We start from the raw sequence: 22,248 nt of genomic DNA, 5'->3' as shown, positions 1-22,248 counted from the left end.
TGGCCCACCGGAGACGCTCATTCTCCGGTACGGCCACACAGGGCGAAGCCATCGGGCTTCGGCCCTTTTTCTGTTTCCCGGGGTTCTCCTGCCACTGCCCCGTCGTCGCCCGAGCGCATCCGTCCCGCGGATGCCGCACCCGAAAGGACCCGCCATGACCACCGAACTGCACGACCAGGCCGAACAGCACCGGCTGACCATGCTCCGCCAGACCCTCACCGACCAGTTCGCGGTGCAGACCGCCCGGTTGACCGAGCTGACCGCCGACACCGGCGACCCGGCCGAGGCGCACACCCGGGCGGCGCTGCTCGCGGCCACCCGGCAGAGCCTCGACCACCTGGCCGGTGCGCTGCGGCGGCTCGCCGAGGGCAGCTACGGCCGCTGCGAGCGCTGCCAGGTGGCGATCCCGGCCGAGCGGCTGGAGGTGCTGCCCCAGGCCCGCTTCTGCGTGCCCTGCCAGCAGCGGACCCGGGGCTGAGCGCCACGTCGTCGCCTAGCAACCTAGGATGCTCTACGGGTGGTGCGCCGCACCGCCGGTGGACCGGCCGGAACATGGCCGGTCCACCGGCGGGTGTGCCACAACGCGAGGCGGAACCCGCCATCCGGTCTAGCGCCGGGCCGGGAAGTAGAAGTCACCCGGGTCGCCGGCCAGGGACGCCTTCACCGCGACGGCGGTGCCATCGGCCAGCACCTCGATCCGGTCCGCCTCGATCGCGTCGAGCGCCTGCCGCACCAGGTCGGCCGGGTCGAGCTTGGGAATGTCGTAGCCGGCCATCATGTCGGTGTCGACCGCGCCCATGTGCAGGCCGGTCACCAGGGTCCGCTGCGCGGCCAGCTCGAGCCGTACGCTGTTGGTCAGGCTCCACTCGGCCGCCTTGGCCACCGAGTAGGCGCCGCTGCCCGGGTGCGCGAACCACGACAGGGCCGAGAGCACGTTGAGGATCGCCCCGTCGCCGAGCTGCCCGGCGAACGCGCGGATCACCGACAGCGTGCCCCAGAAGTGCGTGTCCAGCTCGCGCCGGACCTCGGCGAGGTCCCCGCCGACGAGGTCGGTGGCGGTGGTCACGCCAGCATTGTTGATCAGAAGGTTCACGTCCGGGGCGGCCGCTGCGGCGGCCGCCACCGAGGTGGGGTCGGTGATGTCGAGTGCCAGCACCGTGGCACCCGGCAGGTCGACCAGCTCCGGGCGTCGGGCGGTGGCGTACACCCGGGCGCCACGCTCCAGCAGCTGGCTCGCGAATTCGCGGCCGATACCGCGATTGGCCCCGGTGACCAGGGCGACTGCTCCGTTGATCTGCATGCGGCTACGCTAGAACCTGACGTTGACGTCAGAGGCAAGGGAAGTGACGTGCGTATCGGTGAGCTGGCCGCGCAGGCCGGAGTCAGTGTCCGGGCCCTGCGCTACTACGAGGAGCAGGGCCTACTGGCGTCGACCCGCAGCCCACACGGGCAGCGGCTCTACACCGACCAGGCAGCCGACCGGGTCCGCCTGATCCAGAACCTCTACGCGGCCGGCCTGACCAGCACCACCATCGTCCAACTGCTGCCCTGCGTCGACGCGGGGGTCGCCACGCCCGAGTCGCGGGCGCTGCTGGCCGCCGAGCGGGACCGGGTCGACGCACAGATCGCCGCACTTATCCGGACCCGCGAGCGACTCGACGAGGTGATCGCCCACAGCAACAGCCCCGTCCCCGGCTGCGGCCACGGCTAGCCGGTCACGACCGGCCGGACACGCCGCCGTACGCCCGGTACGGTGCTCGCCGTGACCCCAGACGATCACCCGGCGGCCGGCCCGGTCGCCGTGCTCGCCAACCCGACCGCCGGCCGGGGCCGGCACCGGGGGCTGCTGCCCCGGATCCTCGACGGCCTCGCCGCCGCCGGACGTCCGGTGGAACTGCTCGCCGCGGACACCCCGACCGGTGCGGAGCAGGCCTGCCGCGCGGCGGTCGCCGCCGGGGCGTCCGCCCTGGTCACCGTCGGTGGCGACGGCACGGTCCACCGCGCCCTCCAGGCGGTCGCCGGTACCGCGGTGCCGTTCGGCCCGGTACCGGCCGGCACCGGCAACGACTTCGCCGCCGCCACCGGGTTCCCGGCCGACCCGCTCGCCGCCGTCGCGCTGATCGTCACCGCGCTGCGCGACGGCCGCACCCACCCGGTCGACCTGGCCCGGATGTCCGCCGGCAGCGGTGGCGAACGCTGGTACGGGGCGGTCCTCGCCGCCGGCTTCGACGCGATCGTCAACGAGCGCGCCAACCGGATGCGCTGGCCCCGCGGACCCCGCCGGTACGACCTGGCCATCCTCGTCGAGCTGGCCCGGTTGCGGCCGCGCCGGTACACGCTGCGCCTCGACGGGGTGGAACACCGGTTCGACGGGGTGCTGGTCGCGGTGGGCAACTGCGCCAGTTACGGCGGTGGGATGCGGGTCTGCCCGGCCGCCGACCCCACCGACGGGTTGCTGGACGTGGTGGTCGGCGGCCGTTTCGACCGACGCACCCTGATCAGGGTCAAACCGCGCATCTACGCCGGCACCCACGTGGCGCATCCGTTGGTGCGCAGCTACCGGGCCGGCACGGTGGAGTTGGCGGCCGAGGGCATCACCACCTACGCCGACGGCGAGCGCTGCCTCGACCTGCCGGTGCGGATCAGCGCGGTGCCCCGGGCGGTGCGTCTGCTGCGATGAGCGGCGCACCCGGCCGCGGCGTCGGTCCACCGGCGCGGGGGACGGCGGCCCGGACCGCACCGATGCTGGCGACGACCACCAGGCCGATCGCCAGCACCTCGACCGGGTGCAGGTCCTGACCGAGGATCAGCCAGCCGGCGAGCGCGGCGAGCGCCGGCCCCAGGCTCATCAACACCGCGAAGGTCGCGGTGGCCAGCCGACGCAGGGCCAGCAGCTCCAGGGTGTACGGCAGCACCGAGGCGAGCAGCGCCAGCCCGGCCCCGAGCGCCAGCGCCCCCGGCTGCCACAGCCGCGCCCCCGCGTCGGCCAGCCCGAACGGCAGGGTGAGCACGGCGGCCAGGGCGAGGGCCAGGGCGAGCCCGTCGGCGCGGGGGAAGCGGCCGCCGACCCGCGCGGAGCAGACGATGTACGCCGCCCACAGCGCGCCCGCGCCGAGCGCCAGGCCCGCGCCGACCGGGTGCAGCCGGTCGAATCCCCCCTGGCCCAGCAGGGCGACCCCGGCCAGCGCCAGCCCGGCCCAGCACCAGGCGGTCCACCGGCGGGCGGTCAGCACCGACAGGGTGAGCGGCCCGAGCACCTCCAGGGTCACCGCCGGGCCGAGCGGAATCCGTTCGATGGCCTGGTAGAAGACCGAGTTCATCCCGGCCAGCGCCAGCCCGAACGCGCCGACGGCGAGCCAGTCCGCCCGGTCGTGCCCGCGCAGCCGGGGCCGGCACACCAGGAGCATCAGCACCGCCCCGATGGCCAGCCGCAGGGCTACCGTGCCGGGTACCCCGACCCGGGGGAAGAGCAACGCGGCGACGGCCGAGCCGAAGTGCACCGACAGTGCCCCACCCAGCACCAGCCCGACCGACGCCGTCCGCCCGGACCGGTCGATCACGGGGCGGGCAGGGCCAGGTCGAGCACGGCGCCGAGGCCGCTGGGGCGTCCCGGACCGGCGGCCGGCAGCACCAGCACACCGCAGCCGGCGGCGACCGCGCCCGCGTCGGCGGGGGTGTCGCCGACCATCAGGGTCCGCTCCGGGTCCACCCGGAGCATGCCGCAGGCCCGCAGGAAGATGCCCGGGTCGGGCTTGCACCGGCCCACCTCGTACGACAGCGCGTACGCGTCGACCAGCCCGTCCAGCCCCCAGGCCGCGAAGTGCCCGCGGAGGTCGAAGCCGATGTTGCTCACCACGGCCACCTTGATCCCGGCGTCCCGCAGGGCGGTCAGTACCGGCCCGGTGTCCGGGTAGGGAACCCAGCCGTCGGGCACCAGCACCCGTTCGTAGAGCGCCTCGGCGAAGCCGTCGATCCCGGCGTCCACCGTCTCGGCCAGCCCGGTGTAGGCGGCCCGGTGGGCGTGCTCGTAGAGATCCCGGTCGGCCCAGAGCTCGGCCAGGCCGGGCGGTACCCGGGCCGGCAGGGGACCACCGGCCCGCCCGGCGGTGAGCAGCCGGTCGGCCAGCGCGGTGGCGCGCATCCGTTCCAGGGTCACCCCGCAGGAGGCCGCCGCGGCCGTCACCCAGTCGTGGGCCTGCTCGACCTGGGCGAGGGTGCCGTGGAAGTCGAAGAGCACCGCCTCCACGGGGCGGCGGGAGGCGCCCGCTCGGGTGGCGTTCACGACGTCGTGGGAGGCGTCGCGCGGTTCGGCGTGATCCGGCACTCGTGCACCCTACCGACCCGCCCCGACGCCCGCGCCGGACGGCCTTGACGGGTGGACCGTCGGTGGTACCGATTAATCTTGCTGACATGTCGAGCCCAGCCGAGCGGTACGCCGCGGCACGCCGTCGGGCCGCCCAGGCCGCCCAGTTCCCGGCCCTGGAAGAGTTCGCGCTCGACCTGGGTTTCGATCTCGACGACTTCCAGCGGGAGGCGTGCGAGTCCCTGGAGCGGGGCAGCGGGGTGCTGGTCTGCGCCCCGACCGGGGCGGGCAAGACGGTGGTCGGCGAGTTCGCCGTGCACCTGGCGCTGCGGGGCACGCCCGCCACGCCCGCCACGCCCACCCCGGCGGCCGACGGGCCGTCGACCCCGCCGGTCCGACGCAAGTGCTTCTACACCACACCGATCAAGGCGCTGTCCAACCAGAAGTACCACGACCTGGTGCAGCGGTACGGTGCCGCGCAGGTCGGCCTGCTCACCGGTGACAACGCGATCAACGGGGACGCCCCGGTGGTGGTGATGACCACCGAGGTGCTGCGCAACATGCTCTACGCCGGTTCGGCGACGCTGGCCGGGCTGGCCTACGTGGTGATGGACGAGGTGCACTACCTCGCCGACCGGTTCCGGGGCGGGGTCTGGGAAGAGGTGATCATCCACCTGCCCTCGTCGGTCACCCTGGTCTCGCTGTCCGCGACGGTCTCCAACGCCGAGGAGTTCGCCGACTGGCTGGTCACCGTGCGCGGCGAGACGGCGGTGGTGGTCAGCGAACACCGCCCGGTCCCGCTGTGGCAGCACATGCTGGTCGGCCGGCGGATGTTCGACCTGTTCCACGACGCCGACGCGGCCCGCAAGCACGACGTGCACCCCGAGCTGCTGCGCTACACCCGGGAGCAGGTCCGCCGGCTGGAGCTGGGGGAGGGGCGCAGCGCCGGTCCCGGCGGCGGCCGGCGGGGTCCGCGGTGGCGCGGGCCGTTGCGCCCCGACATCGTCGACCGGCTGGACCGGGAGGGGCTGCTCCCGGCGATCCTGTTCATCTTCAGCCGGGCCGGCTGCGCCGCCGCCGTGCAGCAGTGCCTCGCCGCCGGCCTGCGGCTGACCTCGGCGGACGAGCGGGCCGAGATCCGCCGGGTGGTGGAGTCCAGGGTCACCGCGATCCCCGGCGAGGACCTGACCGTCCTGGGCTACTGGGAGTGGCTCGACGGGTTGGAACGCGGCCTGGCCGCCCACCACGCCGGGATGCTGCCGGTGTTCAAGGAGGTCGTCGAGGAGCTGTTCGTCCGGGGCCTGGTCAAGGCGGTCTTCGCCACCGAGACGCTGGCGCTGGGCATCAACATGCCGGCCCGGTGCGTGGTGCTGGAGCGGTTGGTGAAGTTCAACGGTGAGGCGCACGTCGACCTCACCCCGGGGGAGTACACCCAGCTCACCGGGCGGGCCGGCCGACGGGGCATCGACGTCGAGGGGCACGCGGTGGTGGTCTGGTCGCCGGAGACCGACCCCCGGCAGGTGGCCGGGCTGGCGTCGACCCGCACCTATCCGCTGCGGTCGAGCTTCCGGCCGTCGTACAACATGGCGGTCAACCTGGTCGGCAGCGTCGGGGCCGAACCGGCCCGCGCCCTGCTGGAGTCGTCGTTCGCCCAGTTCCAGGCGGACCGGTCGGTGGTGGGGCTGGCTAGGCAGGTGCAGCGCAACACCGAGACCATCGACGCGTACGGCGCCGAGGCGGCCTGCCACCAGGGGGACTTCGACGAGTACTTCGCGTTGCGGGTGGCCATCGCCGACCGGGAGCGGGCCATCGCCCGGCAGGGGCAGACCCAGCGCAGGGCGGCCGCGGTGGCCGCGTTGGAACGGCTGCGGGTCGGCGACGTGATCCGGGTGCCCTCGGGGCGGCGGGCCGGTCTCGCGGTCGTCCTCGACCCGGCCACCGGGGGGTTCGGTGAGCCCCGGCCGCTGGTGCTCACCCAGGACCGGTGGGCGGGCCGGGTCAGCCCCGGCGACTTCACCACCCCGGCCGAGGTGCTCGCCCGGATCCGGGTGCCGAAGCACTTCAACCACCGTTCACCGGCCGCCCGGCGGGACCTGGCCGCCGAGGTCAGCGGCATCGGGCTGGACCGGCACGGTGGGCGGCGGGGCGGGCGGTCCCGGCAGGCCACCGGCGAGGACCACCGGCTCAGCCAGCTCCGCACCGAGCTGCGGCGGCACCCCTGCCACGCCTGCCCGGAACGGGAGGAGCACGCCCGCTGGGCGGAGCGGCGACGCCGGTTGGAGCGGGACACCGAGGAACTGCGGCAGCGGGTCTCCGGGCGTACCGGCTCGCTGGCCCGCACCTTCGACCGGATCGTCGCGCTGTTGACCGCCCGGGGTTACCTGTCGGCCGACGGCGGGGTCACCGACGCCGGCCGGATGCTCGGTCGGATCTGGACCGAGGCGGACCTGCTGGTCGCGGAGTGCCTGCGGCGGGGCGTCTGGGACGGGTTGTCCCCGTCGGAGTTGGCCGCGGCCGTCTCGGTGGTGGTCTTCGAGGCCCGCCGGGACGCCGACGAGCGGGCGTCGCTGCCGCGCGGCCCGGTCGCCGACGCCGTCGACGAGACGCTCAAGCTGTGGAGCGAGATCGAGGCCGACGAGGCGCAGCGGGGCCTGACCGCGACCCGGGAGCCGGACTTCGGCTTCGCCTGGCCGATCTACCGGTGGGCGCGGGGGGAGACCCTGGCCAAGGTCCTGGCCAGCGGCCACCAGATCGAGGGTGAGATGCCCGCCGGGGACTTCGTCCGCTGGGCCCGCCAGGTGGCCGACCTGCTCGGTCAGCTGGCCGATTCCGGTGGCGCGTCGACCGAGCTGCGGGCCACCGCGCGGCAGGCGATCGCCGCCGTCAACCGGGGTGTGCTGGCTCACTACGCCTCGGCCTGATCATCACTTTCGGTCACCGTCGGCCGGCGGAATCGACGCATCGGACGGTCACCGCAACAGCACCCCCCGGATAACCCGGGGGGTGCTGTTGCGCCTGCTGACAGGCTCCCCGATCATTGCTCGGGCGCGGTCTCCTACGCGCCGGTAACGAGTGGGGGGAAGGCCGCCGTGGCGGAGATCAATCACTTTGAGTACGGGTGGATAACACCGGCGCTGAGTTACGCGCTGTCCGTGCTCGGTTCGTTCCTCGGGCTGGTCTGCGCCGGGCGGATCCGCACCGCCACCGGTTCCGGCCAGCGCTTCTGGTGGGGGCTGCTGGCCGCCTGGGCGATCGGTGGCACCGCGATCTGGGCCATGCACTTCATGGCCATGCTCGGGTTCGCGGTCGCCGGCACCCGGATCCGGTACGACGTGCCGCTCACCGCCGCCAGTACGGTGATCGCCGTCAGCGCGGTCGGGATCGGCCTGGCCATCGTCGGCACCGGCCGGCTCAGCGCGGTGAAGGTCCTCGGGGGTGGCCTGTTCACCGGCATCGGCGTCGCCGCCATGCACTACACCGGGATGGCCGCGATGCGGCTCAACGGGGACCTGTCCTACGACGGGACGCGGGTGGGGCTGTCGGTGGCGATCGCCGTCGTGGCGGCCACCGTGGCGTTGTGGCTGGCGATGACCGTCCGCCGGGGGCTGGCGATCGCCGGCTCGGCCCTGGTCATGGGGATCGCCGTCAACGGCATGCACTTCACCGGGATGAGCGCCCTGTCGGTGCACCTGCACGAGCGGCGCGGCGAGCTGACCGGAGCGGGGGTGAGCACGCTGCTGGTGCCGATCGTCCTCGCGGTGATCCTCGTGGTGGTCGGGCTGGTCTACGCGTTGCTCGCCGCCCCCACCGATGACGACCGGGCCGCCGCCGCGTACCTGCAGGCCCGGCAGGTTGACGCGCCGGTGGTCGAGCCGGAGGCCGCTCCGGACCCGGTGGGCCTGCGCAGCCGGTCGGCCACGCTGGGTCGGCCGGGCACCGCGTTCCCGTCCCGACGGGACGCCCCGCCCCCGCCGCGGCGCTGACGGCCACCGGCTTCGCCCGGCCGGTCGCGCCCCCGGTGGCCGGCGGCGGACCGCCCCGTCCGCCCGTGTGCCGGGGCGGGCGCGTCGCCCGGCCGGCGAGCCGTCACGGCTGCCGGGCGAGCGCGTCGACCAGCCGGCGGCACGATCCGGCCAGGTTCCACCGTCGCGCCAGTTCGAGGAGCCGGTCGGGGTCGGCGGGCGCGGTGGGCAGCGCGGTGGACAGCGCCGGCAGCGGCACGTCGGTGGCGACCCGGACCACCTTCGGGGCCACCGCCAGGTAGTCCCGGGCACCGTCGAGCTTGGCCCGTAGCCCCGGGGCGAACCCGGAGCCGGGGTCGTCGAGCGCGGTGAGGATGCCGGGCAGGTCACCGTAGCGGTCGATCAGCCGGGCCGCGGTCTTCTCGCCCACCCCGGGCACCCCGGGCAGCCCGTCACTCGGGTCGCCGCGCAGGGCGGCGAAGTCGGCGTACCGGTCGGCGGGAACGCCGTAGCGGGCGCGGACCGCCGCGTCGTCGCAGTCGTCGAGCTTGGCCACCCCGCGGCCGACGTAGAGCAACCGCACCCCCCGGGCGTCGTCGACGAGCTGGAAGAGGTCCCGGTCGCCGGAGACCACCTCCACCGGTCCGGGCTGGGTGACCGACAGGGTGCCCAGCACGTCGTCGGCTTCGTAGCCGGTGGCGCCGACGGCGGTGACGCCGATCGCGGCCAGCACGTCGAGGATCACCGGAACCTGCGGGGAGAGGGTGTCCGGCACCTCCTCACCGCCGGCCGGCGCGACCCGGTGCGCCTTGTACGACGGCAGCAGCTCCACCCGCCAGGCGGGCCGCCAGTCGTGGTCGAGCGCGCAGACCATCCGATCGGGCCGGCGGGTGCGGACGAGCTGGGCGAGCATGTCGAGGAAGCCGCGCACGGCGTTGACCGGCTGACCGTCCTCGGTCCTCGCGGCCGACTCGGGGACACCGAAGTAGGCCCGGAAATAGAGGCTGGGGGCGTCGATCAGCATGATCGGGAGTTGGTCTGCCACGCCCGACAGCCTGGCACAACCCCCCGACGACACGGGGACGGCACGGTGACCGGGGGTGGGCCGTCGGCGATCCCGGTGCCCCGGCGGGCGGGAAACCGGCGTGACGCCGTCCGGCCGGTGGGCGAGACTGCCGGCATGGAGTTCGTGCCCGGCCTGGTGCTGTGCCGTCGTTTCCACGACGAGGTCGTCGCGCCGCTGCTGGCGGACCGCCTGCCCGGCCTGCGGTACTCCGCCGCCCTGCTCGACGGCGGTTCGGAGCTGCTGGGCCTGGACACCGAACGCTCGACCGACCACGACTGGGGTCCGCGGACCCAGGTCTTCGTGGCCGACCCGGCGGCGGTGGCACCGGTCCGCGCGGCGTTGGCCGACCTGCCACCGTGGTTCCTGGGCCGGCCCACCCGGTTCCTCGGCTGGCCGACCGCCCGGGTGGGGGTGCCCGACGTCGCCGGTGACCGCACCGGGGTCGAGGTGGCCGTCTGGCGGGACTGGCTGCGCGGCCGGCTGGGCTTCGACCCCACCGTCGCCGTCACCGGCGACGACTGGCTCGCCGTGCCGACGCAGCGGCTGGCCGAGCTGACCGGGGGCGCGGTCTTCCACGACGGCCTGCATGGCGCGGTCGGGGCGGTCCGGGCCGCCCTGGCCTGGTATCCGGACGACGTGTGGCGGCACGTGCTGGCCGCCGGGTGGACCCGGGTGGGGCAGGCCGAGCATCTCGTCGGGCGGTGCGCGGAGGTGGGGGACGCGTTGGGCAGCCGGATGGTGGCCGCCCGGGTGGCCCGCGACCTGATCCGCCTCGGCCTGCTGCTGCACCGGCGGTGGCCGCCGTACGACAAGTGGCTGGGCAGCGTGTTCGCCGCGCTGCCGGACGCCGCGCCGGTGGTGGCGGCGCTGGCGGACGCGCTCGGGCCGGACGACTGGCCGGCCCGGCAGGCGGGCCTGGTCCGGGCGCTGGAGACGGTCGCCGGCTGGACCAACGCCACCGGCCTGGCCGAGCCGGTCGAGTCCACGGTCCGGCCCTTCCACGGGCGGCCCTTCCTGGTGCTCGACGCGCCCCGACTCGCCGCCGCGCTGCGGGCCGCGACCGTCGACCCCGCGCTGCGGGACCGTCCCCTGGTCGGCGCGGTGGACCAGTACGTCGACAGCGTGGACGTGCTGACCCGTCCCGACCGGGTCCGCCGGGTCTCGGCGGTCGTCACCGGCTGACCGGCTGCCGCCCCGGGTCGGGGGTGGTCCGCCCCACCGGGCGCACCGGGGTGGGTGCGCCCGGCGGGCGACGCGGTCCAGCCGGTCAGCCCCGGATCCGGGACCGGATGAACGCCCCCGACTCGGTCAGCACGGCGGTGCCGGTGAAGTCGGTGCCGGCGCAGATGCCCCGCCGGAACACCGAGTTGCTCTCCGGGCCGTCGGAGTAGCTCCACATCGCGTAGCCGATCTTCAGGCTCTTCAGCAGGTCGAGCCAGGTGGTCGCGCTGTCCAGGTCGTTCGGGCCGTCGCCGGTGAAGGTCTGGGTGCCGAACTCGCTGACGAACAGCGGCAGGCTCCGCGCGGCACGCGCCACGGTGGCCCGTTGCAGGTCCCGGTGGGACGCGGCGTAGAAGTGGAACGTGTACATGATGTTGGCGGCGTCGACCGGGTCGTCGGTCACCTCGGTCTCGTCGGCGCCCTCGGAGACGCCGAGCGACGAGAAGCCCCGGGTGCCGACCAGCACCACACCGTCCGGGTCGGCGGCCCGGATCACCGGGATGACCTGCTCGGCGTAGCTCTTGATGGCGGCCCAGCCGACCCCGTTGGGCTCGTTGGCGATCTCCCAGAGCACGGTGCCGCGGGCGGCGTGCCGGGCGGCGACCTCGGCGAAGAACGACGTCGCCCGCTCCAGGTTGAGGTTGGGGTCGCCCGGGGTCAGGATGTGGAAGTCGACCACCACGTAGAGGCCGAGCGCGCTGGCGGTCGCCACCGCCTCGTCGACCCGGCGGGTGAAGCCGGCCGGGTCGGTCTCGAACCCGCCCTCCTGCACGTACATGGCGACCCGGACGAAGTCGGCCCGCCAGTCGGTGCGCAGCGCGGCCAGCGAGTCCGGGTTGAGGCAGTTCGGGAAGAACTGGAGGCCGTGGCTGCTCATCCCGCGGAGCTGGACCGGTTCGTCGTCCTGGTCGCACAGGTGCACGCCGCAGACCCGCAACCGGCCGTGGACGGCCACCGGGGAACCGGCCGGCGCTCCGGTCGCGTCGGCCGTCGGCGTCGGCTCCCCGGCGTCGGCCGTCGGCCCGTCGGCGCTGGTGGTCGCCGCCGGTGCCGAGGCGGCCGGCGCTGTGGGCTCGGTCTCGGCGCTCGCGGTGGGGACGGCCAGGGCGGCCCAGCCGGTGACGAGCGCGGCGAGGGCCACCCCCGCCGAGGTCAGTACTGCGCGTCGGTGCATCGGAGACTCCGTCGGGCTCGTCGGGACCCGGGGAGGGCATCCGGTGGTACGCAGCCGTGGCCGCGGCGGTTCACCGACGGGCCGGAACGCCGCGACCGGAGTGGGCCGCGGCCCAAACGACCGTTAAGCTGACCGGGTGGTGCCCGACGACGGCGGGCAACGGCTCAACACCACCCCTGGAGCTCATCGCGCTATGACTGTCGACCGGATCCTCCCCACCGACGAGGCCCACGACCTGCTCGACCTCGCCACCGAACTCGCCGACCGCGAGCTCGCGCCGAGGGCCGCCGACTTCGAGGAACGGGCCGAGTTCCCCCGGGAGGTGCTGCGTACCCTCGGCCGGGCCGGACTCCTCGGCCTGCCGTACGCCGAGGAGCACGGCGGGGCCGCCCAGCCCTACGAGGTCTACCTCCAGGTGCTGGAGATCCTGGCCGGCCGGTGGCTCGCGGTCGCCGAGGCGGTCAGCGTGCACACCCTGTCCTGCCACCCGCTGGCCCAGTTCGGCACCGACGCGCAGCGCGCCCTGCTGCCGGACCTGCTGGGCGGGGAACTGCTCGGGGCGTACTGCCTCTCCGAGCCGCAGGGTGGGTCGGACGCCGCGTCGCTGACCACCAGGGCGGTCCGCGACGGCGACGACTACCGGGTCACCGGGGTCAAGGCCTGGATCACCCACGCCCGGGTGGCGGACTTCTACAACCTCTTCTGCCGCACCGGTGGGCCGGGGCCGAAGGGCATCTCCTGCCTGTTGGCCGACCGGGGCACCGCCGGCATCGCGCCGCAGGCGGCGGAGCGGACCATGGGGCTGCGCTCCTCACCGGTCGCGCAGCTCGTCCTCGACGACGTCCGGGTGCCGGCGGACCGGCTGATCGGCGGGGAGGGTGCCGGGTTCACCATCGCGATGTCCGCGCTGGACTCGGGGCGGCTCGGCATCGCCGCCTGCGCGGTCGGCCTGGCCCAGGCGGCGCTGGACCACGCCGTCGGCTACGCCCGGGAACGACAGCAGTTCGGCCGGGCGATCATCGACTTCCAGGGCCTCGGCTTCCTCCTGGCGGACGCGGCCACCCAGATCTCGGCGGCCCGCGCGTTGACGCTGGCCGCCGCCCGGCTGCGCGACGCCGGTCGGCCGTACTCGATCGAGGCGGCCAAGGCGAAGCTGTTCGCCACCGACGTGGCGATGCGGGTGACCACCGACGCGGTGCAGGTGCTCGGCGGCGCCGGTTACGTCGCCGACCATCCGGTCGAGCGGTACATGCGGGAGGCCAAGGTGCTCCAGATCGTCGAGGGCACCAACCAGATCCAGCGGCTGGTGATCTCCCGGGCGTTGGCGAAGGGCTGATCCGGGCGACGGGTTAACCTGTGCCGGTGACCTTCCCCCGGATCACCGTCGACCCCGAGGTGATGGGCGGCGCACCCTGCGTGCGGCAGTCCCGGATCCCGGTGGCGACCCTGCTGGCGATGATGGCGGAGGGGATGTCGGTGACGGACATCCTCACCGATCTGCCCTTCCTCGACGAGGAGGATCTGGCGGAGGTGCTGCACTTCGCCGCCGACGCGGTGCGCGACCGCCGCGCCCGCTGAGCGTCACCGTGGGCGGGAGGCCGTCGCCGCGCCCGCGCGCCACCGGGTAGGTTGCACGCGTGGAGGAGATCGACCGTGCCATCGTCGCCGCGCTGACCACCGACGGCCGCCTGTCGTACACGGACCTGGCCGAGAAGGTCAGCCTGTCGGTCTCGGCCGTGCACCAGCGGGTCCGCCGGCTGGAACAGCGCGGTGTGATCAGCGGCTACACCGCCCGGGTGTCGTTCGAGGCGCTGGACCTGCCGATGACCGCGTTCGTGGCGATCCGGCCGTTCGACCCGTCCCAGCCGGACGACGCGCCGGAGCGGTTGGCCCACCTGCCCGAGATCGACTCCTGTTACTCGGTGGCGGGGGAGGACTTCTACCTGCTGCTGGTGCGGGTGGCCGGGCCGGCCGACCTCGAGCGGGTGCTCCAGGAGATCCGCACCGCGGCGAACGTCACCACCCGTACCACGGTGGTGCTGTCCACCCCGTACGAGGCGCGACCGCCGAAGATCCCGCTGGCGGCGACACCCCGGCGGTCCCGCGACGGCGGCTGAAGCCCGCCGGCGTGGCGCGTGTCGCCGCCTCCGCGGAGCCGGCTCAGCCGCCGTTCCAGCGCAGGATCACCGGTCGGCCGTGCTCGTGGCCGAGGACGGAGACGGTGGCGGTGTCCAGCCGTAGCTTCCCACCGCCGGAGGCCGGCAGGCCGATCCAGCGGGCGCCGACCACCCGCAGGGTGTGCGCGTGCCCGACGAACGCCACGCTGCCGCGTTCCAGCAGCGGTGCGGCCCGGGTGAGCAGCCGGTCGACCCGGGTGCCGAGCTGCGCGGGGGACTCCCCGTCGGGGCAGCCGTCGGTCCAGATGTTCCAGTCCGGGCGCTCCCGCTGGATGTCGACGGTGGTGCGCCCCTCGTACGCGCCGTAGTTCCACTCGGCCAGGTCCTCGTCGATCTCGTCGACGGTGAGGCCGGCGAGTTCGGCGGTGTGCCGGGCCCGTCGGCGGGGGCTGGCGAGCACCCGGGCGAAGCGGCGGCCGGTGAGCACCCCGGCCAGCGCCCGGGCCTGCCGCTCACCGTCGGGCGTCAGCTCCAGGTCGGTGTACGAGGTGTGCCGGCGGCTGGCGCTCCAGTCGGTCTCGCCGTGCCGGATCAGGATGATCTCGCTCATCCCCCCAGTCAACCAGCCCCACCGTGCCTACGGGCGCGGCCGGGGTACGCCGGAGACCGGTAACCGGGAGGAACGGTGCCGGCCCCTGTGCCGCCGCGTGCCCGGACCACCATGATTCGTCGGCGTCGGTCCTGTCCCGCAGGGGTGTCCCACTACGACCCGGGACACCCCGGGAAACCCCATCGTGGGAGACATCCACGGACGAAGGGGCAGGCGGCATGTCGATCAACGAGCTCTGGACGCATGTACCGGAGATCATTCTTACGGCGAAGCTGGTGTCCGCCCTGGCGACCGCCGGCTGGGCGGTGGCCCGGCTCGGGCAGCAGGTACGGCGGAGGAAACCAGCCGACCGGACGACGTCCACGTCCGACCGTCCCTGATGGAATCACCTGGTGGATCCGGAGAGTGCCCCTCGCACTGCGACGGTCGGACACTCTCCGGTGCGACCGGATCGAGCGGGGACATCGCCATGGCTTCGAGCGGGCAAGGCAACCAGGTGGACGAGATCCAGCTCTGGTTCGCGCGCCAGCTGAGGGAGTTCGTGGCCGGGGCGGGCGATCCGTCGTACCGACAGCTGGCACTCGGGATCGATGCGCTCGGGGCGAGCCTGTCCAAAAGCACGATCGAGCGCATCCTGAACGGCAAGACCCACCCGAAGCCCGAGATGGTGGAGCAGATCGTCCGGGCGGCACACGCCTATGCCGGCCGCCCCGGCGAGCCCGACCTCGGTGTCTGGGAACGACACTACGACCGGCTGCAGGAGCGGCTCATCGTCGTCGGGCGCGGGAGCCGGACGATCGCCAACGCCGTCGCCGACGAGGAGGGACGCAGCTGGCCGCGCCGCCTCGGCGGTATCCCGGGGGCCGTCGAGGCGTTCCAGGAGCGACTCGACCCACTGGTCGACCGGGTGGCCGGGTCCTTCATCCTGACCGGTACCGGTGGTGTCGGAAAAACCCAGGCGGCTGCCGAGTACCTCCGCGGCCGTCTGGCCGCGGGTGACCTCGACCTGGCGATCTGGATTTCCGCCGGAGCCCGCGACACGATCGTCTCCGGCATGGCGGCTGCCGCCACCGACCTGACCGGGGCCAGATACCAGGATCCGGAACTCATGGCCTACCGGCTGCGTACCTGGCTCGCCGGCACCCGGCGCCGGTGGTGCGTCGTCCTGGACGACCTGACCGACCTCTCCCACGTGCACCGACTGTGGCCGCCGCCGTCGGCTCGCGGCGTCACCCTGGCCACCACCCGTCGTCAGGACGACAGTCTCGAAGGCTACGGGCACCGGGTGGAGGTCGGGGTGTTCCGCCGCGACCAGGCGGTCGCGTTCCTGCGCGCGCGGCTCCCCGCCGACGCCGGCACCGACGACGACCTCGCCGCGCTGGCCCACGACCTCGGCTTCCTACCTCTGGCGCTTGCCCAGGTCAGCACCTACATGTGCGACCGGGAGCTGGACTGCCGTGCCTTCCGGGCACGGTGGGCCGACACCCGGCGTCGACTGGCCGACCTCATTCCGGAGCCCAGCGCGCTGCCCGACGACTATCCGGTCGGCCTGGACGCGGCCCTGGAACTGTCGGTCCTCGAAGCCGACAAGCTGCGCCCGGCCGGAGCGGCCCGTACCGTGTTGCAGATCCTGAGTGTCCTCGACCCGAACGGCGTACCCGAATCGGTCCTGTGGACACCGGCGGCGACCGCGTTGCTGCCGTCGACGCCCGACGACCTGCGCCGCGACGCCCAGCGGGACGGGGTACACAACCTCCGCCGCCTCAACCTGCTCGACATCGCCGCCGACGACGCGGCCACGGAGACCCGGATCCTGCGGGTGCACGTCCTGCACCAGCGGTCCACCGCCGAACTCATGTCGGCGCAGCGCCGGTCCGAGGTGGTACGAAGCGCCGCACAGGCTCTCCTCGACTCCTGGGCGGACCCACCGTCCGGCTCCGCGCTCGACCGGATGCTCAGAGCCAACGCCTTCGTCCTCTACCAGCGGGGACACGAGGCACTGTTCACTCCGGAACCACACGAGGTCCTCTTCCGGATGGGTCGTAGCCTGGGCGAGGCGGGCCAGGCTGCGGCGGCCGTCGAGCACTTCCGGCAGATCAACGCCCGGGTCCACGACGGACCCGCCGGTGACACCTCCGCGCTGGCCTTCAAGAGCCGTGGTTACCTCGCCTGGTGGTTGGCCCAGGCCATGCGGCACGGCGAGGCCGCCGACGCGTTCGAGTCGCTCTACGCCGATCAGGCGAAGGTGCTCGCCCCCGAGGACCCGGACCTGCTGCAGACCAGGCAGAGCGCGGCGGTCTGGCGGGGCCACAGCGGTGACCTCGACGTGGCCCGGCAGCAACTGGAACGGCTCTACCTCGAGCGTGTCCGCATCCAGGGGCCACAGCACCGCGACACCATCAGTAACCGTAACCACCTGGCCAACTTCCGCTCCTACTGCGGAGACTTCCAGGGCGCCTGGGAGCTGCACGACCAGGCGCTGCGCGAAACCGAGGCCCGGCTCGGCCCGGACCACCCGGAGACACTCCGGGCGCGCGCCACCGCCATGCGCCACCGCGGGGAGATGGGCGAGATCCCGCGTGCCGTCGAGGCGTACCGCGCCCTCGCCGATCACCTGCAGAGCACGCTGCCCGGGCACCCGAGCACCCTCGCCGCCCGGCACCAGCTCCACGAGTGGGTCGCCCGCAGCGGTCAGCTCGACGCGGCGGTCACCGGTATGGAGCACCTGCTGGCGGACCGCCTCGCGGCACTCGGACCGGAGCATCCGCACACCTTCGACAGCCGGCTCCTGCTGATCCGCTGGCGCAACCGCAGCGGTGACCGCGAACGTGCCCTGGCCGAAGCCGACGCACTCCGCCGGGACCTGGAACGGATGGTCGGGCCGGACTCGGCCTTCGCCAGAGCCATCCCGGCGGCCCTGGCATCGCAGTAGCGAGCTGTCGCACCCCGCAGCGTCCAGCTGTGGAAAGCTCACCCTAGCGTCCTAGGATGGCCAAGGGGTAGTGCGCCAAGGCGCACTCCAAAAACCAGCGCCTACGGCGCAATGACTTTCCTTGCGGGCACGGCGGGCAGCGACCCCGGCGTTACTCGGTACCGGGGTCGCCCTCCGGGACAGCCCGCGGGTCGCCCGCGCTAGCGTGCGGTCATGCTGGTCGCCCGTTCGCTGGTGTTGTTCGCCCTGGCCGCGCTTGCCGAGATCGGTGGCGCGTGGCTGATCTGGCAGGGCTGGCGGGAACACCGGGGACTGTGGTGGATCGCCGGCGGGGTGGTGGCGTTGGGCGTGTACGGCTTCGTGGCGACGTTCCAGCCGGACGCCAACTTCGGCCGGATCCTCGCCGCGTACGGCGGGGTGTTCGTGGCCGGCTCGCTGGCCTGGGGGATGGTGGTGGACGGCTTCCGGCCGGACCGGTGGGACCTGGCCGGTGCGGCGATCTGCCTGCTCGGCGTCGCGGTGATCATGTACGCCCCGCGCGGGGCGTGAACGGCCGTCGCCCCGGGGACCGACCTGTCCCCGGGCGACGGATGGCACCGGTCAGTCGTCGCGGTGCGTGACCCACCAGCGTTGGCCGGCGTCGGGCAGGGTGTCGATCGGGTCGTAGTAGGCGTACCGCTTGTCGAGCGCCTCCAGGTCGGCCGACTCGATGGAGGTGCGGTAGTTCTTGGTCCAGTACGAGATGCCGCGTTCCCGGTCGTACTCGGTGAGCATGTGCACCCAGCGTTTGCCGACGAAGGGGACGTCGCAGACGATCCGGGGTGTGGCGTAGCCGGGCAGGTAGCCCATGATGTCGTGCTGGAGCTGCTGGGCGTGCCAGACCGGAACCCGCCAGTGTTCGGCGTTGGGGATCATGTCGCACATGTAGAAGTAGTAGGGCAGAATGCCGGCCTCGCCTTGGAGGGCGAAGCAGAGGTCGAGCAGGTCGGGGGCGGTGGCGTTCACGCCGCGCATGAGGACGCCCTGGTTGCGGACGTCGCGGACGCCGACGTCGAGGGCGGTCTGGGTGGCCCTGGCGACCAGCGGGGTGATCGACTGGGCGTGGTTAACGTGGGTGTGGATGGCCAGGTTGACGCCGCGCCGGGCGGCGGTGCGGGCGACCCGTTCCAGACCTTCGACCACGTCGTTCTGGAGCCAGTGCTGGGGCAGGCCCATCAGGGCCTTGGTGGCGAGCCGGATGTCGCGGACGGTTTCCAGTTCGAGCAGCCGCATCAGGTACGTCTCCAGGTTGCGCCAGGGGACGTTGGCGACGTCACCGCCGGAGACGACGACGTCGCGGACACCGGGGTGGGCCTTGAGGTAGCTGATGTGGGCGTCGTAGCGGTCGACCGGCTTGAGGACGAGCTTGAGCTTGTCGACGGCGGGGGTGGAGTTGCCGACCAGGTCCATCCGGGTGCAGTGCCCGCAGTACTGGGGGCAGGTGGAGAGCAGCTCGGCGAGGACCTTGGTGGGGTAGCGGTGGGTGAGTCCCTCGGCGACCCACATGTCGTGTTCGTGGAGCGAGTCGCGGCTGGCGTAGGGGTGTGACGGCCAGTCGGTGCGCCGGTCGGTCGCGATGGGGATCATGTAGCGCCGGATGGGGTCGGCGCGGAGGGCGTCGGTGGTGAGCGGCGCGAACGGCACCATCGTGTTGATCATCTGGGGTGGCACCAGCATCGACATGGTGGCCAGGGCCTGCTGGTCGGCGGCCAGGTCGGTGTAGAAGGTCTCGTCGACGGTGTCGCCGAGGACGGCGCGGAGCTGCTTGATGTTCTTGACGCAGTTGACGCGTTGCCACTGGGCGTTCTCCCACTGCTCGCGGGTGACGTGGCGCCAGCCGGGGAAGCGGGTCCAGTCGGGTTCGACCAGGGGGCTGCGGCGGTACTCGTAGGGCTGTCCGGCGGTCGGTACGGCGACCGGGGCGGGGCGGGGGCCGGGGATGGTCTCCATCGGGTGGGTCTGGGTCACGGCCCCTCCTCGTGGTGCGTGGCCGGGGTGGCCGGCGGGCTGGTGCGATGATCGGTAGATCCGAAGGCTACTGGAAAATATCCGGCGAAGAAATTAGTCTGCCGTAAGTTTTCCCGCGATGCGAGTCCTGGCCGGGGCTTCGAGCGGTGGAGAGGGGGAGGTAGGCGTGACGTCACCGGTGGGCCTGCACCGTGTCGTGGAACCGGCGGGGGTGCTGCCGCAGGCGGCCTGGCGGTTGGATGCCGACCCCCGGATCGCCCCGAACGAGGTGCGGATCCGGGTCGAGCGGCTGAACCTCGACGCGGCGAGTTTCCGGCAGTTGGCGCAGAAGCACGGTGGGGACGGGGACAGGGTCCGCGCCGAGGTGCTGGAGATCGTGTCGAGCCGGGGCAAGATGCAGAATCCGGTGACCGGGTCGGGCGGGATGCTGATCGGCACGGTGGAGGAGGCCGGTCGCCGGTCACCGCTGGGGCTGGCGGTGGGTGACCGGGTGGCGACGCTGGTGTCGTTGACCCTGACGCCGTTGACGATCCTCGACGGGTTGGCCCGCTGGGACGGGCGCAGCGAGCAGGTGCCGTGCGACGGGTACGCGATCCTGTTCGCCCGGTCCATCGCGGCGGTGCTGCCGGCGGATCTGCCCGCGGAGTTGGCGTTGGCGGTGCTGGACGTGTGCGGGGCGCCGGCGTTGACGGCGCGGGTGGTGGGCGAGCAGGTGGCGCGGCGGGAACGCGTGGGTGACGGGTCGCCGGTGACGGTGGCGGTGGTCGGTGGGGCCGGTAAGAGCGGGTCGTTGTCGTTGGTGGCGGCGCGGCGGGCGGGTGCGGCCCGTACCGTCGGGGTGGTGCCGGTGGAGGCGGAGCGGGACGCGCTGGCGGCGGCCGGGGTGGCGTCGGTGGTGGCGCTCGCTGATGCCCGGGATCCGGTGGCGTTGTCGTCGGCGGTGACCTCGGCGTTGGGTGGGCCGGCGGACGTGACGGTGGTGTGCGTGGACGTGCCGGGGTGCGAGCACGGTGCGGTGTTGGCCACGGCGGAGGGCGGCACGGTGATCTTCTTCTCGATGGCGACGAGTTTCGCGGCGGCGGCGTTGGGTGCGGAGGGCTTGGCGGCGGACGTGACGATGCTGGTGGGCAACGGTTTCGTGCCGGGGCACGCGGAGTTGGCGTTGGGGTTGGTGCGGTCGGAGCCCGGGGTACGTGCTCTGTTCGAGTCCCGGTTGGCGGCAGACTGAGTGCCATGACGAATCCCTCGACGTTGTACCGCGGTGGAGTGCTGCACTGTCCGGCGGAGCCGACCGCGACGGCGCTGTTGGTGCGGGACGGGCGGATCGCCTGGTTGGGTGGGGACGCGGAGGCGCCGGCCGCCGATCGGGTGGTGGATTTGGACGGGGCGTTGGTGACGCCGGCGTTCGTGGACGCGCACGTGCACGCCACCGACACCGGGTTGGTGTTGTCGGGTCTGGATCTGTCGTCGGTGCGGTCGGCGGCCGGGTTGCTGGACGCGGTGGCGGCGTTCGCGGCGGGTCTGCCGGTGGATGCGGTGGTGCTGGGGCACGGGTGGGACGAGTCGGGTTGGGTGGATGCGGCGTTGCCGGACGCGGCGCAGGTGGACCGGGCGGCGGGTGGCCGGCGGGTTTATCTGTCGCAGGCGTCGATCCATTCGGCGTTGGTGTCGTCGGCGTTGTTGGCGGCGTGTCCGGAGGCGGCGACGATGCCGGGGTTCGACGCGTCGGGGTGGTTGCGGCGGGACGCGCACCATGTGGTGCGGGCGGCGGCGCAGGCGTCGGTGGGTCGGGCGCAGCGGGTGGCGGCGCAGCGGTCGGCGTTGGCGCACGCGGCGTCGTTGGGGATCGCGGCGGTGCACGAGTGTGGTGGTCCGCGGATCTCCGACGAGGAGGATTTCACGGGTTTGTTGCGGTTGTCGGGGGTTGGCCTGCCGGAGGTGTACGGGTACTGGGGTGAGTTGTCGGGGGCGGCGCGGGCGCGGGAGTTGGGTGCGGTGGGTGCGGGTGGTGATCTGTTCGCGGACGGGGCGTTGGGGTCGCGGACGGCGCACCTGTCGCGGGATTACCTCGATGGTGAGGGTTCTGGGCACGGTTATCTGAGTGCCGAGCAGGTGCGTGACCATCTGGTGGACTGTGCGGTGCACGGGGTGCAGGGCGGGTTCCATGCGATCGGTGACGCGGCGATCGCGACGGTGTTGGCGGGGTTCGCGGCGGCGGCGGAGATGCTGGGGACGGACCGGGTGCGGGCGGCCCGGCACCGGGTGGAGCACGCGGAGATCATGAGCAAGCGGTTGATCGCCGGGTTCGTGGAGTTCGGGATCGTGGCGAGTATGCAGCCGGCGTTCGACCGGTTGTGGGGTGGTGCGGGTCGGATGTACGAGTCGCGGTTGGGTCTGGACCGGTCGTTGGCGTCGAATCCGATGGGGGCGATGCACGCGGTGGGGGTGGCGTTGGCGTTCGGGTCGGATTCGCCGGTGACGCCGTTGGATCCGTGGGGTGCGGTGCGGGCGGCGGCGGCGCATCACAGTGCGTCGCAGCGGATGAGTGTGCGGGCGGCGTTCGCGGCGCATACCCGGGGTGGGTGGCGGGCGGTGCGCCTGGACAGCGAGGGGGTGATCGCGTTGGGTGCGCCGGCGACGTTCGCGGTGTGGGACACCCCGGCGGGGGTGGAGCGGGGTCTGCCGGTGTTGCAGGCCGAGGATCCGGAGGCGCGGGGTCCGCAGGACCCGACGCCGTTGCCGGTGTGCCGGTCGACGGTGTTGCGTGGTGAGGTCATCTACGAGGAAGGCGTGTCGTGAGCGAGCGGTCCTTTGGGGTGCCGGCGCGGGTCCGTGCTGTCGTCGGGTGCGGTGGGT

General features: G+C 73.4%; 21 protein-coding genes. 14 read left to right on the top strand and 7 right to left on the bottom strand.

All coding sequences use genetic code 11. From position 1 onward, the window contains the following. Positions 1-154: 154 nt before the first annotated feature. Entirely contained in the window at positions 155-478 is a 324-nt protein-coding gene (locus O7612_RS15690) for a TraR/DksA C4-type zinc finger protein (RefSeq protein ID WP_282265152.1), read from the top strand. Positions 479-607: 129 nt separating this feature from the next. Here O7612_RS15690 and O7612_RS15685 read toward each other — a convergent pair whose 3' ends face one another. After that, entirely contained in the window at positions 608-1,300 is a 693-nt protein-coding gene (locus O7612_RS15685; protein ID WP_282265151.1) for an SDR family oxidoreductase, read from the bottom strand. A gap of 48 nt (positions 1,301-1,348) precedes the next feature. On the opposite strand from O7612_RS15685, the gene O7612_RS15680 reads away from it, so the two are divergent. Then, positions 1,349-1,711 (top strand): MerR family transcriptional regulator, encoded by a 363-nt coding sequence (locus tag O7612_RS15680; RefSeq protein ID WP_282265150.1) that lies wholly within the window; start codon positions 1,349-1,351, stop codon positions 1,709-1,711. Between the two features lie 42 nt (positions 1,712-1,753). Beyond that, entirely contained in the window at positions 1,754-2,680 is a 927-nt protein-coding gene (locus O7612_RS15675; protein ID WP_282265149.1) for a diacylglycerol kinase family protein, read from the top strand. Here the strand turns inward: O7612_RS15675 and O7612_RS15670 are convergent. Continuing rightward, positions 2,643-3,560, bottom strand: a complete 918-nt coding sequence (locus O7612_RS15670; protein WP_282265148.1) for an EamA family transporter — start codon at positions 3,558-3,560, stop codon at positions 2,643-2,645. The two genes, O7612_RS15675 and O7612_RS15670, sit on opposite strands and share 38 nt — an antisense overlap. After that, entirely contained in the window at positions 3,557-4,246 is a 690-nt protein-coding gene (locus O7612_RS15665; RefSeq protein WP_282273933.1) for an HAD-IA family hydrolase, read from the bottom strand. Before O7612_RS15665 ends, O7612_RS15670 begins: the two co-directional genes overlap by 4 nt. 164 nt (positions 4,247-4,410) lie before the next feature. Between O7612_RS15665 and O7612_RS15660 the strand changes: the two genes are divergently transcribed. After that, a complete protein-coding gene (locus tag O7612_RS15660) occupies positions 4,411-7,224 on the top strand; it encodes a DEAD/DEAH box helicase (protein WP_282265147.1) in 2,814 nt (937 codons plus the stop codon). A 168-nt stretch (positions 7,225-7,392) separates the two neighbouring features. After that, positions 7,393-8,286, top strand: a complete 894-nt coding sequence (locus O7612_RS15655; RefSeq protein WP_282265146.1) for an MHYT domain-containing protein — start codon at positions 7,393-7,395, stop codon at positions 8,284-8,286. 103 nt (positions 8,287-8,389) lie between these two features. Here O7612_RS15655 and O7612_RS15650 read toward each other — a convergent pair whose 3' ends face one another. Next, positions 8,390-9,289 carry a 5'-3' exonuclease gene (locus O7612_RS15650; protein WP_282273932.1) on the bottom strand — a complete coding sequence of 300 codons (900 nt, stop codon included), beginning with the start codon at positions 9,287-9,289 and terminating at the stop codon, positions 8,390-8,392. Between the two features lie 156 nt (positions 9,290-9,445). Between O7612_RS15650 and O7612_RS15645 the strand changes: the two genes are divergently transcribed. Next, positions 9,446-10,513: a DUF4037 domain-containing protein gene (locus O7612_RS15645; RefSeq protein ID WP_282265145.1), complete on the top strand. Its 1,068-nt coding sequence runs from the start codon at positions 9,446-9,448 to the stop codon at positions 10,511-10,513. 85 nt (positions 10,514-10,598) lie between these two features. Here the strand turns inward: O7612_RS15645 and O7612_RS15640 are convergent, their stop codons facing one another. After that, the gene (locus tag O7612_RS15640) at positions 10,599-11,726 is read right to left on the bottom strand and encodes a glycoside hydrolase family 5 protein (protein ID WP_282265144.1); all 1,128 of its coding nucleotides are present in this window, start codon (positions 11,724-11,726) and stop codon (positions 10,599-10,601) included. A gap of 193 nt (positions 11,727-11,919) precedes the next feature. Here O7612_RS15640 and O7612_RS15635 point away from each other — a divergent pair, with 193 nt between their 5' ends. From O7612_RS15635 to O7612_RS15625, 3 genes are read left to right on the top strand one after another with little or no spacing between them, the layout of a single operon-like run. Further along, positions 11,920-13,062 carry an acyl-CoA dehydrogenase family protein gene (locus tag O7612_RS15635; protein WP_282265143.1) on the top strand — a complete coding sequence of 381 codons (1,143 nt, stop codon included), beginning with the start codon at positions 11,920-11,922 and terminating at the stop codon, positions 13,060-13,062. Positions 13,063-13,088: 26 nt separating this feature from the next. Further along, on the top strand, positions 13,089-13,304 hold the full coding sequence (locus tag O7612_RS15630) for a DUF433 domain-containing protein (RefSeq protein WP_067313206.1): 216 nt from the start codon (positions 13,089-13,091) through the stop codon (positions 13,302-13,304). A gap of 59 nt (positions 13,305-13,363) precedes the next feature. Beyond that, positions 13,364-13,843 (top strand): Lrp/AsnC family transcriptional regulator, encoded by a 480-nt coding sequence (locus tag O7612_RS15625; protein ID WP_282265142.1) that lies wholly within the window; start codon positions 13,364-13,366, stop codon positions 13,841-13,843. Between the two features lie 43 nt (positions 13,844-13,886). Here O7612_RS15625 and O7612_RS15620 read toward each other — a convergent pair whose 3' ends face one another. Further along, positions 13,887-14,453, bottom strand: coding sequence for a histidine phosphatase family protein (locus O7612_RS15620; RefSeq protein WP_282265141.1), 567 nt, complete (start codon positions 14,451-14,453; stop codon positions 13,887-13,889). Between the two features lie 218 nt (positions 14,454-14,671). On the opposite strand from O7612_RS15620, the gene O7612_RS15615 reads away from it, so the two are divergent. The 3 genes from O7612_RS15615 to O7612_RS15605 all read left to right on the top strand — a co-directional run bounded on the left by O7612_RS15615 (position 14,672) and on the right by O7612_RS15605 (position 17,934). Beyond that, positions 14,672-14,833 (top strand): hypothetical protein, encoded by a 162-nt coding sequence (locus tag O7612_RS15615; RefSeq protein WP_282265139.1) that lies wholly within the window; start codon positions 14,672-14,674, stop codon positions 14,831-14,833. A gap of 89 nt (positions 14,834-14,922) precedes the next feature. Then, the gene (locus O7612_RS15610) at positions 14,923-17,385 is read left to right on the top strand and encodes an NB-ARC domain-containing protein (RefSeq protein ID WP_282265138.1); all 2,463 of its coding nucleotides are present in this window, start codon (positions 14,923-14,925) and stop codon (positions 17,383-17,385) included. A 213-nt stretch (positions 17,386-17,598) separates the two neighbouring features. Beyond that, positions 17,599-17,934 (top strand): YnfA family protein, encoded by a 336-nt coding sequence (locus O7612_RS15605; protein WP_282265137.1) that lies wholly within the window; start codon positions 17,599-17,601, stop codon positions 17,932-17,934. Positions 17,935-17,985: 51 nt separating this feature from the next. Here O7612_RS15605 and O7612_RS15600 read toward each other — a convergent pair whose 3' ends face one another. Further along, on the bottom strand, positions 17,986-19,392 hold the full coding sequence (locus tag O7612_RS15600) for a lysine 2,3-aminomutase (RefSeq protein WP_282265136.1): 1,407 nt from the start codon (positions 19,390-19,392) through the stop codon (positions 17,986-17,988). A 178-nt stretch (positions 19,393-19,570) separates the two neighbouring features. On the opposite strand from O7612_RS15600, the gene O7612_RS15595 reads away from it, so the two are divergent. Next, positions 19,571-20,620, top strand: coding sequence for a zinc-binding alcohol dehydrogenase (locus O7612_RS15595; protein ID WP_282273931.1), 1,050 nt, complete (start codon positions 19,571-19,573; stop codon positions 20,618-20,620). A 5-nt stretch (positions 20,621-20,625) separates the two neighbouring features. After that, positions 20,626-22,191: an amidohydrolase family protein gene (locus O7612_RS15590; protein WP_282265135.1), complete on the top strand. Its 1,566-nt coding sequence runs from the start codon at positions 20,626-20,628 to the stop codon at positions 22,189-22,191. The last annotated feature ends 57 nt before the right edge of the window (positions 22,192-22,248 follow it).

Origin of the sequence: Micromonospora sp. WMMD987 (assembly GCF_029581435.1) — a bacterium.
Taxonomy (GTDB): Bacteria; Actinomycetota; Actinomycetes; order Mycobacteriales; family Micromonosporaceae; genus Micromonospora; species Micromonospora rifamycinica.
The sequence above is the reverse complement of the archived record's forward strand: the minus strand, read 5'-3'. Positions and strand labels throughout refer to the sequence as shown.